This window comes from Limnohabitans sp. (genome assembly GCF_040400975.1).
In the GTDB taxonomy this organism is placed as follows: domain Bacteria; phylum Pseudomonadota; class Gammaproteobacteria; order Burkholderiales; family Burkholderiaceae_C; genus Limnohabitans_A.
On sequence record NZ_JBBAPF010000008.1, the window covers coordinates 21,083 to 35,430 of the forward strand.

Sequence of the window (14,348 nt, forward strand, 5' to 3'; positions counted from 1 at the left end):
CCAAAATGCCCCCTCTTTTTTGCCGGAGTCCGAATTGAACCTCGCCCATCTGCTGCAACGCCAGGCCCGCATGGCCCCCGAGCGCCCCGCCATTTTTCTGGGCACGCAGGTGGTGGCCACCCATGGGCAATGGGCCAAGCGCTGCCAGCTCCTGGCGGCGCAGTTTCAAGCCGCAGGCTTGCAGCCGGGCGACCGCGTGGCACTCTTCATGCGCAACCATGTGCGCTATCTGGAAGTGATGTTTGGGGCTTGGTGGGCCGGGCTGGCGGTGGTGCCCATCAACGCCAAACTGCATGTGCGCGAAGCGCAATGGATCATCGACAACGCCCAAGCGCGCTGGGCCTTTGTGACGGCCGACATCACCGGCGACAACGGAGAACACCTCACAGGGCTCGAACGCACCGTTGACGTGGACAGCCCCGAAGCCGATGCGCTGTGGCAACTGCCCAGCCCCAACGCCTCACTCGGTGCAACGCACCCCAACGAAACACCCTTCGATACCCCCATCACCGTGCGTCAGCGCGACGACCTGGCTTGGCTTTTCTACACCAGCGGCACCACAGGCAGGCCCAAGGGCGTGATGATCACCCACCGCAACCTGATGACCATGGGGCTGACCTACTTCACCGATGTGGATGCCATCAGCCCGCAAGACTGCATCGCCTACGCTGCGCCCATGTCGCACGGCGCGGGCATTTACGCCATCCCCCACCTCATGGCGGGGGCACGGCACATGGTCCCGCCCTCGGGCGGGTTCGATCCGGCCGAGCTGTTTGCGCTGGGCCAGCAGATCGGCCCGCTGTCCCTGTTTGCTGCGCCCACCATCGTCAAGCGCCTGGTGGACCATGCGGAGCAAACAGGCTTGTCTGAGCCGGCATGCGGACAGTCTTTCAAAACGGTGGTCTATGGTGGTGCGCCCATGTACGCAGCCGACATTCAACGGGCGCTGCGCGTCATGGGCCCGCTCTTTGTGCAGATTTACGGCCAAGGCGAAAGCCCCATGGTGGGCACCGCCCTGTCTCGCCAACAACTGCAAGACACGGCGCACCCCCGCCACGCGGAGCGTTTGGCCTCTGTGGGGGTGGCGCAAACGCCGGTGCGCATTCGGGTCACCGACGCGCAAGGGCAAGACCTGCCCCTGGGCGAAGTGGGCGAGGTGCTGATCCAAGGCGACAGCGTCATGGCCGGGTATTGGCGCAACCCCGAGGCCACAGCCCATGCCATTCAGAACGGCTGGCTGTTCACGGGCGACATGGGTTGCCTGGACGCCGACGGCTTTTTGACCCTGAAAGACCGCAGCAAAGACCTGATCATCAGCGGCGGCTCCAACATCTACCCGCGCGAAATCGAAGAGGTGCTGCTGCACGCCCCGGGCGTGTCCGAAGTGGCTGTGGTGGGCGCGCCCGATACCGAATGGGGCGAGGTGGTGGTGGCCTTTGTGGTGCCTCTTGAAGGCCAGACGCTCAACACGGCGGCGCTGGATGCGCTGTGTCTGCAAGAAATCGCCCGCTTCAAACGCCCCAAACGCTATGAAATCGTGGCCAGCTTGCCCAAAAACAACTACGGCAAGGTGCTCAAGACCGAGCTGCGACAGCGGCTGAGCTGACTCGGCTTAAAAATTCAGCGTCCTCACGCCCTCAGACGTGCCCAGCAAGCACACCTGGGCTTTTTGATGGGCAAACACCCCCACGGTGACCACGCCGGGCCACTGGCTGACATCGGTTTCAAAGGCCACCGGGTCGGTGATCTTCAGACCCTTCACGTCCACGATGTGCTGGCCGTTGTCGGTCACCAGTGGCTGGCCGTCTTTCTGGCGCACGACAGCCATGCCGCCCATGGCCGCAAACTGGCGCATCACCCGGGCGGTGGCCATCGGGATCACTTCGACCGGCAATGGGAAGGCACCCAATGCATCCACCAGCTTGCTCTCGTCTGCGATGCAGACGAACTGCTTGCTTTGCGCCGCCACGATTTTTTCGCGGGTCAGCGCCGCGCCCCCGCCCTTGACCATGTGGCCCTGGTGGTCGATTTCGTCTGCGCCGTCGATGTAGACCGACAGGCTCTCGACCTCGTTGCTGTCAAACACCGGGATACCCAGAGCCCTCAAGCGCACGGTGGAAGCCTCGGAGCTGGAGACCGCGCCCTTGATCTGGTCTTTCAGGGTGGCCAGCGCGTCGATGAATTTATTCACGGTGGAGCCGGTGCCCACACCAACGATCTCGCCGGGCACAACGTATTTCAGGGCGGCTTGGCCCACCAGGGCTTTGAGTTCGTCTTGGGTCATGAAAGGGGCTCGGTTGGAAATTCAAGAAGGCGGGTCAGGGTTTGAGACAATCAAGGCCACTGAGCCCAACGTCGCCACTTGCTGCACAAGACCGGAATTATCCAATGTCCCTGATCCCTTATTGCCTGACCCGCCCTGTTTTGTTCAGGATGGCCCCCGAAGAGGCCCACGACCTGACCATCGAAGGCCTGGCCCGCACCCAAAACACCCCGCTTGATCGCCTTTACCGCCAGCCCTTTGTGGCGCAACCCATCACGCTGGCGGGTCTGAATTTCCCCAATCGGGTTGGCATGGCTGCGGGTCTGGACAAAAACGCCCGCTGCATCGACGGTCTGGGCGCCATGGGTTTTGGCTTTGTCGAAGTCGGCACCGTGACGCCCAAAGCCCAGCCGGGCAACCCCAAGCCGCGCATGTTCCGCCTGCCCGAGGCCAATGCGCTGATCAACCGTCTGGGTTTCAACAACGACGGGCTGGACGCCTTCATTGCCAACGTCAAACGCTCCAAATTCCGCCAGCAAGGTCGCCTGCTGGGCCTGAACATCGGCAAGAACGCCGCCACGCCCATTGAAAACGCCACCGACGATTATTTGATCGCACTGGCCGGCGTTTACCCGCACGCCGACTACGTGACGGTGAACATCTCCAGCCCCAACACCAAAAACCTGCGCGCCCTGCAAAGCGACGAAGCCCTGGACGGGCTGCTGGGTGCCCTGGTGGCGCGGCGCGAAGAATTGGCCTCTGAACACGGCCGCCGCGTGCCCATGTTCCTCAAAATCGCCCCGGATCTGGACGTGACACAAGTGGACGTGATCGCCGCCACTCTGCAAAAGCACGGCATGGACGGCGTGATCGCCACCAACACCACGCTGGCCCGAGATGCCGTAAGCGGCCTGCCCCATGCCGAAGAAATGGGCGGTCTGTCCGGCTCGCCCGTGCTTGAAGGCAGCAACCGCGTGATCCGCGGTCTGCGCGCCGCCTTGGGCAAAGACTTCCCCATCATCGGCGTCGGCGGCATCCTGAGCGGACACGATGCGATTTCCAAAATCGAGGCCGGGGCCGACGTGGTGCAGATTTACACCGGCCTCATCTACAAAGGCCCGGCGCTGGTGACGGAAGTGGCCAGTGCGCTGCAGCAGATGAAGCGCTGAATAAGAAAACGGCATGCCCCTCCGGTTCATGCCATTCGCGCATCAGAGTTCCTTCGAATAAATGATGAAACCTGTATGGCTGGCCACTTTGTCATACAAGGCTCGGCCAGATGCATTGCCGATCTGCGTTGTCCAATAAACCCGGGAACTGCCCTCAGCGCGTGCAGCCGTATAAACGGCCTCAATGAGTTGCTGTGCAATTCGTTGGCCTCTGTGGCTGGGCGTCGTGAACAAATCCTGCAAATAGCAAACATCATGCAGCCTGGTTGTGCTGCGGTGAAAAAGGCAGTGCACCAAGGCCACCACCGTGTCGCTATCCACAGCCACAAAGGCGTGAACCGGCTCTTCAGCGCTGAAAAACCGTGACCAAGTGGCATCGGTGATGTTCTCTGCCAATGCTGTCTCGCCTTCCCGGCCATAAAAAGCGTTGTACCCATCCCAAAGTGGTCGCCATTGGGCATAGTCCTCGCGCTGAATGGGGCGGATGATGATGTCCTTGCGCATGCTTTTTCAGTCCTTGAAATACACCAACTGGTGCGTGCTCGCCAGCAGCTGACCTTCGGGGCTCCACAGCTCACCGGTCTGGTCAAAGTAGCCGTGGCGGTAATTCAGTGCCTTGGCCACACCTAGCACATGGCGCGTGCCCACTTGCGCCAGTAAGGCGCTGTCGGCATGGAAATAGGTAGTGAGTGACACCGTGCCGATCATCGCCCGGCGGCGACGGCGGATGTAGATGCGCGGGAAAAAGCTGTCGCTCAAGGCCGCCAAAGAAGCAAAGTCCAGCGCCCGCGCGGGCTCGTCGCGCACCCACAGGGTCGAGCGCGAATGGGTTTGCTCTTGCTCATCAAAGGCCGAAGGGAAAGCGCCTTCGACAAAACGCATGTCGTATCGCTGCGGCCAAGCGGGCATGCCCTTCACAGGCATGCGGCTCACGGCATCAGGCTCTGGCACCTTGGAGGGCATCACGGCCTCCACATCCGACCAGGTCTCGCGCCGCACGGCAAACACCGCCGTGGCGGTGGCCACCACACCAACGGTCTGATGCGCTTCGATGATCCAGTGCTGGGTCGAACGGTTGGTGCGCACAGGCCGCGCCACAAAGCGGATCTCGCCATCGGCCACCGGGGCTGCAAAGTTGACCGTGAGGGCCACGGGCTCGCCCAGGCGATCGGGATGCAAAAGAGCAGCCTGCAGCAACTGCGCCGCCGTGGTGCCCCCAAAGGGTCCGACCATGTTGGCGTAGGCCGGGTGGGTTGCGCCCGTGAATTCCTGGGACAGGTCCTGACGCGCTGAGGCGCGCAGGTCGATGGCTTCGTCGAGGGGATGCATGCGCTTGCTGTGGGTGTGATTGAGCAGCCGATGATAGGTCTGCGCCGCCGTGCACCACTGTCCCGAATGGGATCACTCTGCCCTGATTACTCCACCCGCGTCACCCGATTGGGCTTGAAGCCCAAGTCAGCCACTTTGCCTTTTTTGGCGCGGGCGGTTTTGGCGTTGTTCAGACTGCGGATCTCCAGGGTTTCTTCGCGCTCTTTGCCGCCTCTGCCAATGCCCGCGACCTTGACGCTGCGGGTGTAGGCTGCCGCCCCTGCCAGGCTGTCTTTGGCTTCGAGGTCGATGAGCATCAGGCCCCGTCCGCCTTTTTCCATGGTCTTGAGTTCGCTGATCTCAAAGGTCAGCACGCGGCCGCCTGTGCTCGCGCAGCAAACACTGTTGGCTGCGGGCATGGGGTGCTTGTCAGGGGGCACGGTGGCGCTGCTGCCACTCACATGGCTGGGGGCGCAGACGGTTTCGCCCTCGCCCAGGCTGATGAAGGCCTTGCCTGCCTTGTTGCGCGAGACCATGTTCTCGACCGAAGCGATGAAGCCGTAGCCGCCCGAGCCGCTCAGCAGCAGCGTGGCATAGGCCGGGCCTGCAAAGTAGTGGGCGATTTGCGTGCTGGCTTCCAGCTCAATCAGCGTGGTCACCGGTTGGCCGTCGCCCCGGGCTCCGGGCAGTGTGGCCACGGGCACGCTGTAAATGCGACCGTTGCTGCCAAAAATCAGCAGCGTGTCCACCGTGCGGCATTCAAAGGTGCCGTAAAGGCCGTCGCCCGCCTTGAAGGCAAAGCTGGTGGCGTCGTGGCCATGCCCGGTGCGGGCGCGCACCCAGCCTTTTTCCGAGACGACCACCGTCACGGGTTCGTCCACCACCTTGACTTCGGCCACGGCTTTTTTCTCTTCCTGGATCAGCGTGCGGCGCGGGTCGGCAAAGGTCTTGGCGTCGGCCTCGATCTCTTTGACCATCAAGCGGCGCAGCGCAGCAGGACTGCCCAGAATTTCTTCCAGCTTGCCTTGCTCTGATCGCAGCTCGCTCAGCTCTTGCTCGATCTTGATGGCCTCCAAACGGGCCAATTGGCGCAGGCGAATCTCCAGAATGTCTTCGGCCTGACGGTCGCTCAAGCGGAAGGCCTCGATCAGCGCAGGCTTGGGCTCGTCGCTGTGGCGAATGATGCGGATCACCTCGTCGATGTTGAGCAACACCAGCTGGCGGCCTTCCAGAATGTGGATGCGGTCCAGCACTTTGTTCAGGCGGTGCTGGCTGCGGCGGGTGATGGTGGTTTGGCGGAAGCTGATCCACTCCACCAGCATCTGGCGCAGTGACTTCTGGATCGGTTTGCCGTCGATGCCCACCGAAGTCATGTTGATCGGGGCCGATGTTTCCAGGCTGGTGTGGGCCAGCAAAGCGGTGATGAGTTCGCTCTGTTCGATGCGGCTGGTCTTGGGCTCGAAAACCAAACGCACAGCAGCGTCTTTGCTGGACTCGTCACGCACCACGTCCAGCACGTTCAAGATACTGGCTTTGAGCTGAATTTGGTCCGTGCTGAGGGCTTTTTTGCCGGCTTTGACCTTGGGGTTGGTCAGCTCTTCGATCTCTTCGAGCACACGCTGAGAGCTGACGCCTTGCGGCAACTCGGTCACCACCAGTTGCCATTGGCCACGGGCCAGGTCTTCGATCTTCCAGCGGGCACGCACCTTGAGGCTGCCGCGCCCCGTGCGGTATGCGTCGGCGATGTCACTGGCCGGGCTGATGATCTGGCCGCCTCCGGGGTAGTCGGGGCCGGGGAGTATGGCCATCAACTCACTGTCGCTCAGCTTGTCGTTTTTGATCAGGGCGACACAAGCGTCGGCCACTTCGCGCAAGTTGTGGCTGGGGATTTCGGTGGCCAAACCCACTGCGATGCCGCTGGCGCCATTGAGCAAGCTGAACGGCAAACGCGCGGGCAGCTGGCGCGGCTCTTCGGTGGAGCCGTCGTAGTTAGGGATGAAGTCCACCGTGCCCATGTCGATCTCATCCAGCAGCAAGCTGGTGATGCGCGACAAACGCGCTTCGGTGTAACGCATGGCGGCAGCGCCATCACCATCGCGAGAGCCAAAGTTGCCCTGCCCGTCAATGAGTGGGTAGCGCTGCGAAAAGTCTTGCGCCATGCGCACCAGCGCGTCATACGCCGCCGTGTCGCCGTGCGGGTGGTAACGGCCCAGCACATCGCCCACCACACGGGCGCTTTTGACGGGCTTGGCCGCGGTGTTGTTGTTCGGTCCGCTGTACGACAAACCCATGCGGTCCATCGAATACAAAATGCGCCGCTGCACCGGCTTTTGGCCGTCGCACACATCGGGCAAGGCGCGGCCTTTGACGACGGACAGCGCGTATTCCAGATAGGCCCGCTGGGCGTAGGCGCCCAGGTGGTCCCCTTCGGGTGCGGCGGTGGGTTCGGGGGTCAACAGGTCAGTGGTCATGTCAATGGTTTTGTAGGTCGGAGCTTGAGCTCCGACGTGGGATGCGCATACATTTGTCGGAGCTGAAGCTCCGACCTACAAGAAATTCAAACGTCGATTTCGATGCTGTCGCCGTGCAGCTCCATCAGCTCACGGCGGGCGGCGGCTTCGCCTTTGCCCATGAGCTGGGTCATGAGGTTTTCGGTGCCCGCGTTGTCCAGTGGGCCCAACTCAATGGGCAGCAAGCGGCGCGTGTCGGGGTTGAGCGTGGTGTCCCACAGCTGTTCGGCGCTCATCTCGCCCAAGCCCTTGAAGCGGCTGATGCTCCAGCCGCCTTCTTTGACGCCATCTTTGCGCAGCTTGTCGATGATGGCCGTCAGCTCCCCCTCGTCCAGCGCATAGGCTTTGGACGCAGGCTTTTTGCCGCGTGCAGGCGCATCGACACGGAACAAGGGCGGCCTGGCCACATACAGGTGCCCCGCTTCGATCAGCTTGGGGAAGTGGCGAAAGAACAAAGTCAGCAGCAGCACCTGGATGTGCGAGCCGTCCACGTCCGCGTCTGACAAGATGCAGACCTTGCCGTAGCGCAGGTTGCTCATGTCGGGGTTGTCGGTGGGGCCATGCGGGTCCACGCCAATGGCCACCGAGATGTCGTGGATTTCGTTGTTGGCAAACAAGCGGTCACGGTCCACTTCCCAGGTGTTGAGCACCTTGCCGCGCAGGGGCAAGATGGCCTGGCTCTCTTTGTTGCGGCCCATTTTGGCGCTGCCGCCCGCCGAGTCGCCCTCGACCAAGAACACCTCGTTGTGCAAGATGTCTTTGCTCTCGCAATCGGTCAACTTGCCGGGCAGCACGGCCACACCGGAGCTCTTGCGCTTTTCCACCTTTTGGCCGGCTTTTTGGCGGGTTTGCGCGGCCTTGATGGCCAGCTCGGCCAGTTTTTTGCCGTAATCCACATGCTCGTTCAGCCAGAGTTCGAGCGCAGGGCGCACGAAGCTGGAGACCAAGCGCACAGCGTCGCGCGAGTTCAGACGCTCCTTGATCTGGCCCTGGAACTGCGGGTCCAGCACTTTGGCACTCAGCACATAGCTGGCGCGGGCGAAAACGTCTTCGGGCATGAGCTTGACGCCTTTGGGCAGCAAGCCATGCAACTCGATGAAGCTTTTGACGGCGGTGAATAAACCATCTCGCAAGCCGCTGTCGTGCGTGCCGCCTGCGCTGGTGGGGATCAGGTTCACATAGCTCTCGCGCACAGGCGCGCCGTCCTCGGTGAAGGCCACAGCCCACGAGGCGCCCTCGCCCTCAGCAAAGCTTTCGCTGTTGCCGTCTGCGAAGCCTTCTCCCTCAAACAAGGGGATCACCGGGTCGCCGCTGAGTGTTTGCGTCAGGTAGTCGCGCAGGCCAGCTTTGTATTGCCACTGCTGGGATTCCTTGGTTTTCTCGTTCACCAAGGTCACCGTCACGCCCGGCATGAGCACGGCTTTGCTGCGCAACAGGTGCGTCAGTTCGTTCATCGGCAGGGCGCTGGATTCGAAGTATTTGGCGTCTGGCCAGGCCCGCACCGTGGTGCCTTGTTTCCGATCGCCCTCGCCTGTGGCGCGCTTGACCAGTGGCTCGGTCACGTCGTCGCCCGAAAACACCAAGGTGGCCACTTGTCCTTCGCGGTAGCTGGTGGCTTCCAGCCGCTTGGACAGCGCATTGGTGACCGACACGCCTACGCCGTGCAGCCCACCCGAGAAGCTGTAGGCCCCGCCCTTGCCCTTGTCGAACTTGCCGCCCGCGTGCAAACGGGTAAAGACCAGCTCGATCACTGGCGCGTTTTCTTCGGGATGAAGACCAAAGGGAATGCCCCGGCCATCGTCTTCGATGCTGACCGAGCCATCGAGGTGCAAGATGACTTTGATTTTTTTGCCATAACCCGCCAGCGCCTCGTCAGCGGCGTTGTCCAGCACCTCTTGGATGATGTGCAGGGGGTTGTCGGTGCGGGTGTACATGCCCGGGCGCTGCTTGACGGGCTCAAGGCCCTTCAAGACGCGGATCGAGCCTTCGGAGTACTCACTAGATGTTTTGACAGTTGATTGGGTGGACATGGTGGCGGATTGTAGAGGGATTTCAGGCGAACCACTGGATACAAACACAGTTCATTGCACCCGATCTGTTCAGGAGTTTCCGGTCTGAGCGCAGCTTGGCCGCAGCCGCCAGCCCCATTGCGATGTCCAGCCCACCACCGATCCCACCACCCAGAACACAGGCCCCACCCCCGCCACCGCCCCGGCAGCACCAAAAAGCACCGGCATGAGCACGCTGGAGGCGTTGATGCTGATCAGCCGCAATGCCAGCGCCTCGCCATGTCGGTGTGGCGGGGTGATCTGGTGCAAGGTGCTCATGATCATGGGCTGGGCCGTGCCCAAGACCAGCCCCAACATGACCGAACACAGTCCCATGGCCCATGCGGTCGGCATGAAGGGGTAGAGCCCAAACAACACCGCAGTGCAGGCCATCGAGCCGGTGATGATCTGGTACTCCTTGACGTGCCGCGAGATGAAAGGCAAACAGACGCGAATGAAGGTGGCCGCGATGGCAAAAGCGCCCAAAATCGTGCCTACCACCGAAGCGCTGTAACCGCGCTCATGGCCCAGCACCGGCACCACAAAGGTGTGCACATCCCAACAGGACGACAACACCCAATTGACCCCCAGCAAACGGCGCATCATGGGCTCGGCCAGCAAATCCATGGCCCGGCGGGTCTGCACCTCGTCGGGCGCTTTCGGGGTATGCAGCTCGGGCACCGCACGCACCCAGAACCAGGTGCTCAAGGGCAGCATGGCCAACAACAAAAAAGCCCATTGGAAGCCTGAAACATGGTCCGGATGCGGTCCGGCATAGTCAATCAGCAAACCGGCCATCACGGGGCCCAAAAAGTTGGAGATGGCCGGGCCAATCGACAACCAACTGAAGGCCACACGCAGCTCAGCGGGGTTTTGCGCCATGCGGCCCACATGGCGTTGCAGCGCGATCACTGCCATGCCCGTGGCACCGCCCGTGGCCAAGGCACTCAGACACAGGACCGGAAAAATCGGCCAAATGGCCGACAAACTGGCCCCCAAAGACGAAATAGCCACGCTGATCATCAAGGGTTTTTTGAGGCCCGTGCGGTCAATGTACCGGCCTGCTGGCAAGGCCAAAAAAACCTGCGTCAGGGCAAACAGCGCCAACAAGGCGCCCACAGCCAGTGGGCTATAGCCTTGCTTCAAAGCCAGCAATGGCGTGGCCATGCGCATCCCGGCCATGCAAGCATGCAGAAAAATTTGGCCTGCGATCAGCTGAGGGAGTGTCTTCATGTCAGGTCCCCCCCGGCTTTCACTGGACGAATCAGCGTTCGCTGCCAGGCAACAAAGCCTTGGCCTCGGGTTCGGGCAAAGCATCGACCTGGCGCAGCGCCCGGTTCATCACGTTGCTGCGGGTCTGGGCCTGGTCCAGGGTGTTGAGCACGGTTTGCGTTTGGTTGCGCACTCTGTCCAAGACATCACCAAACTTGCCAAACTCGGTCTTGACAGCGCCCAACACCTGCCACACTTCGCTGGAGCGCTTTTCCAGCGCCAGGGTTCTGAAGCCCATTTGCAAGGCGTTGAGCATGGCCATCAGGTTGGTGGGACCCGCCAGCGTGACGCGGTGCTCACGCTGCAGGCTCTCCATCAGGCCCGGACGGCGCAAAACTTCGGCGTACAGCCCTTCGGTGGGCAAGAACATGACCGCAAAGTCGGTGGTGTGCGGGGGCTCCAAATACTTTTCAGCGATCGATTTGGCTTCGAGCTTGATGCGGGCCTCCAGCGCTTTGGCGCACAGCTCGGCCTGCACCGGATCAGCGCGGCCCTGCGCTTCGAGCAGGCGCTCGTAGTCTTCGTTGGGGAACTTGGCATCAATGGGCAGCCAAACGGGCTGACCGCTGTCGGAGCGTCCCGGCAAGCGGATAGCAAAGTCCACCCGGTTTTTGTCGCCGGGGCGCGTGGCCACTTGCACGGCATATTGCTCAGGCGTGAGGACCTGCTCGAGCAGCGAAGCCAGTTGCGCCTCACCGAACATGCCACGGGTTTTGACATTGGTCAGCAGGTGCTTGAGATCGCCCACCCCTTGTGCCAAGTTGTGCATTTCGCCCAAGCCCTTGTGCACCTGCTCCAAGCGCTCAGCCACTTGCTTGAAGCTCTCGCCCAAGCGGGCTTGCAAGGTGGCTTGCAACTTTTCGTCCACCGTCTGGCGCATTTCATCCAGCTTGGCGGCGTTGCTTTGTTGCAGCTGGGCCAGCTGGGTTTCCATGGTGCCGCGCATCTCGGTCAAGCGGCGAGCGTTGGCCTCGGACAAGGCATTGACTTGCTGGGCCAGGCTGTCGGTCAGGCTTTTTTGCAACAAGGCCAATTGCTGGGCCAACGCATCGATCTGTTGGTTCTGGGTGCGGGTGGCCTCAGCGCTTTGCTGCAGCAGCGACTGCTGGAACAAGCTGAGGTTCTGCATGGCCTCTTGCCGCCCCTGCACGCCGGATTGGCTGATCTCGGTGCGTAATTCGCGTTCAAGCCGCTCTGACTGGCCATGCAAATTGCCAAACTGCTGTTGTATCCAAGCGGTTTGCTCGGCCAAATGGGCAGCGGTTTGCTGCGCTTGCTCTTGCGGCGAAGCACCGCGACGCAGCAACAAAACCAGCAACAACAGGTTCAGCCCCACCAGGGCCAGCAGAGCCCATTCGATCATGCAGCTGTGCCGGGCAAGGTGTTCAAAGGCGTTAACGCTTGGCCACGGGTCAGGTAGGCCACCAGGTTATCGGCCGCCAGCTGGGCCATGGCTTTGCGGGTCTGGATGGTCGCGCTGGCAATGTGCGGAGTCAGCACCACATTGGGCACCTTGAGCAAGTCGGGGTGCACCGAGGGCTCGCCCTCGAACACATCGATGCCTGCTGCCGCGATTTGGTGCGCGGCCAGGGCTTGGGCCAAAGCCGCGTCGTCCACAATGCCACCGCGTGCGATGTTGACCAGCGTCGCTGTGGGCTTCATCTGCGCCAACTCGGCCGCGCCAATCGTGTGGTGCGACTCGGCGCTGTAGGGCAGCACCAGCATCACATGGTCAGCGGTTTGCAGCAGCGCTTGCTTAGAGACATACGTGGCTTTGCAGTCCGCCTCCAACTGGGCGCTCAATCGGCTGCGGTTGTTGTAGAGGACCTTCATGCCAAAGCCATGCGCCGCACGGCGTGCAATGCCCTGACCGATGCGCCCCATGCCAATGATGCCGAGGGTCGAGCCATGCACCTCGGCGCCGGCAAACATGTCGTAGCTCCACTTTTTCCACAAACCGGCACGCAGGTAATGCTCGCTCTCGGTCACGCGGCGGGCGGTGGCCATGAGCAAGGCAAAACCAAAGTCGGCCGTGGTTTCGGTCAACACATCAGGGGTGTTGGTGGCCACCACCCCGGCCGCGGTCATGGCGGACACGTCAAAGTTGTTGAAGCCCACAGCCATGTTGGCGACGATCTTGAGCTGCGCATTGGCCTGCAAGAGCGTTGCATCAATGCGCTCGCTGCCTGTGGTCAGTGCGCCCACTTTGCCTTGCATGCGGCGTATGAGTTCAGCCGCAGACCAAACCTCATCGGCCTGGTTGCTCTCAACTTCAAACACCTGCGCCAAAGACTGCAGGACTTCAGGGAAGATGGCGCGCGCCACCAGGATGGAGGGTTTGGACATCAGTTGAACCAGATGAAACTCATGATGACGAACAAGGGCAACAAAATACCGCCCGACCAAAGCATGTAGCCAAAGAAGCTGGGCATCTTCACACCACGGTCTTCAGCGATGGCTTTCACCATCAAATTCGGCGCATTGCCAATGTAGGTGTTCGCCCCCATGAAAACGGCACCTGCCGAGATGGCCGCCAAGGTCGGCGCCAAGCTGGTCATCAAGACCTGAGGGTCACCGCCCGCGGTATTGAAGAACACCAAGTAGGTCGGGGCATTGTCCAAGAAGGAGCTCAAAGCACCGGTGATCCAAAAATACATCAGCACATCCGGGCTACCGTCCGGCTGGGTCACAGCCGAAACCACCGCACCAAACGGACCATTCACGCCGGCCTTGAGCATGGCAATGACCGGGATGATGGTCAGAAAAATACCCGCAAACAATTTGGCCACTTCTTGCATCGGTGCCCAACCAAACTGGTTGTCAGCATGCACTTTGGCGGGCGTGATCATGAGCGACAAGAAAGTTACAGCCACCAGGCCCACATCACGGACCACGCCAGGCAGGCCGACCACAGTGCCATAGATGTCGAAGGACACATCGGACTTCCACAACCCGCTCATCAGCACCAAGCCCACCACCACGGCCAACAAAACGAAGTTGACACTGCCATCAAAACCGATGGCCTTGGAGTCGGGTGTGGGGTCTTGCGGCACCAACTCTTCACGGCGGTTGTAATACCAACTGTCGAGGAAGTAAAAAATGGTCAGCAAGCTGCCCAGCAAGAACAAGGTCTCAGGGAAGATGTGTTGGAGGGTCCAGAAGAAATCCACGCCCTTCAAAAAGCCCAAGAACAACGGTGGGTCGCCCAAGGGGGTCAGCGAGCCACCGGCATTGGAGACGATGAAGATGAAGAAAACCACCACATGCGCTACATGCTTGCGGTTGTCGTTGGCCCGGATCAAGGGGCGAATCAACAACATGGAGGCTCCGGTGGTGCCCATGAAGCTGGCCAGCACAGCGCCAATGCCCAGTATGGCCGTGTTCAAGGCCGGGCTGCCATGCAAATTACCCCGAATGAAAATGCCGCCGGACACCGTAAACAGGGCCGTGAGCAAAATGATGAAGGGGATGTATTCGGCAAAGAGTGCATGCACCATGTTCACGCCGGCCATCGCTGGCCCAAACATCACGCCAAAAGGCACCAAAAATGCCAAACCCCAAGCAGCAGCCACTTTGCCGTAATGGTGGTGCCAAAAATGCGGCACCAACAATGGCATCAGGGCAATCGACAACAAAAGGCCCGCAAAAGGCACACCCCAAATCGCCGACAACTGCGAACCGTCAAAATCAGCCGCAAAAGCCCCACTGGACATGGCCAGCAACATTGGCAAAGCCAGCCAGGCGGTCCATCTCGTACCCAATAGCGTCATCAGTGCAA

11 protein-coding genes are annotated in these 14,348 nt (G+C 61.2%); 2 read left to right on the plus strand and 9 right to left on the minus strand.

Translation table 11 applies throughout. From position 1 onward, the window contains the following. Nucleotides 1-34 precede the first annotated feature (34 nt). Complete coding sequence (locus ABWQ00_RS06750) at nt 35-1,606, plus strand: class I adenylate-forming enzyme family protein (protein ID WP_353237908.1); 1,572 nt, start codon at nt 35-37, stop codon at nt 1,604-1,606. 6 nt (nt 1,607-1,612) lie between these two features. On the opposite strand, the gene rpiA is transcribed toward ABWQ00_RS06750, so the two are convergent. After that, complete coding sequence (gene rpiA / locus ABWQ00_RS06755; RefSeq protein ID WP_353237909.1) at nt 1,613-2,284, minus strand: ribose-5-phosphate isomerase RpiA; 672 nt, start codon at nt 2,282-2,284, stop codon at nt 1,613-1,615. A 104-nt stretch (nt 2,285-2,388) separates the two neighbouring features. On the opposite strand from rpiA, the gene ABWQ00_RS06760 reads away from it, so the two are divergent. Further along, nucleotides 2,389-3,432, plus strand: a complete 1,044-nt coding sequence (locus ABWQ00_RS06760) for a quinone-dependent dihydroorotate dehydrogenase (RefSeq protein ID WP_353237910.1) — start codon at nt 2,389-2,391, stop codon at nt 3,430-3,432. 42 nt (nt 3,433-3,474) lie between these two features. Here the strand turns inward: ABWQ00_RS06760 and ABWQ00_RS06765 are convergent, their stop codons facing one another. The 8 genes from ABWQ00_RS06765 to ABWQ00_RS06800 all read right to left on the minus strand — a co-directional run bounded on the left by ABWQ00_RS06765 (nt 3,475) and on the right by ABWQ00_RS06800 (nt 14,295). Then, complete coding sequence (locus ABWQ00_RS06765; RefSeq protein ID WP_353237911.1) at nt 3,475-3,936, minus strand: GNAT family N-acetyltransferase; 462 nt, start codon at nt 3,934-3,936, stop codon at nt 3,475-3,477. A 6-nt stretch (nt 3,937-3,942) separates the two neighbouring features. Next, entirely contained in the window at nt 3,943-4,761 is an 819-nt protein-coding gene (locus ABWQ00_RS06770) for an acyl-CoA thioesterase (protein ID WP_353237912.1), read from the minus strand. Nucleotides 4,762-4,847: 86 nt separating this feature from the next. Further along, entirely contained in the window at nt 4,848-7,211 is a 2,364-nt protein-coding gene (parC, locus tag ABWQ00_RS06775) for a DNA topoisomerase IV subunit A (protein WP_353237913.1), read from the minus strand. Between the two features lie 86 nt (nt 7,212-7,297). Further along, complete coding sequence (locus ABWQ00_RS06780) at nt 7,298-9,280, minus strand: DNA topoisomerase IV subunit B (RefSeq protein WP_353237914.1); 1,983 nt, start codon at nt 9,278-9,280, stop codon at nt 7,298-7,300. 69 nt (nt 9,281-9,349) lie between these two features. Beyond that, the gene (locus ABWQ00_RS06785) at nt 9,350-10,531 is read right to left on the minus strand and encodes an MFS transporter (RefSeq protein ID WP_353237915.1); all 1,182 of its coding nucleotides are present in this window, start codon (nt 10,529-10,531) and stop codon (nt 9,350-9,352) included. Between the two features lie 31 nt (nt 10,532-10,562). Then, nucleotides 10,563-11,933 carry a DNA recombination protein RmuC gene (locus ABWQ00_RS06790; RefSeq protein ID WP_353237916.1) on the minus strand — a complete coding sequence of 457 codons (1,371 nt, stop codon included), beginning with the start codon at nt 11,931-11,933 and terminating at the stop codon, nt 10,563-10,565. Next, nucleotides 11,930-12,916 carry a 2-hydroxyacid dehydrogenase gene (locus ABWQ00_RS06795; RefSeq protein ID WP_353237917.1) on the minus strand — a complete coding sequence of 329 codons (987 nt, stop codon included), beginning with the start codon at nt 12,914-12,916 and terminating at the stop codon, nt 11,930-11,932. The genes ABWQ00_RS06790 and ABWQ00_RS06795 overlap by 4 nt, the downstream gene beginning before the upstream one ends. Continuing rightward, complete coding sequence (locus tag ABWQ00_RS06800) at nt 12,916-14,295, minus strand: sodium:proton antiporter (protein ID WP_353237991.1); 1,380 nt, start codon at nt 14,293-14,295, stop codon at nt 12,916-12,918. Before ABWQ00_RS06800 ends, ABWQ00_RS06795 begins: the two co-directional genes overlap by 1 nt. Nucleotides 14,296-14,348: the final 53 nt, after the last annotated feature.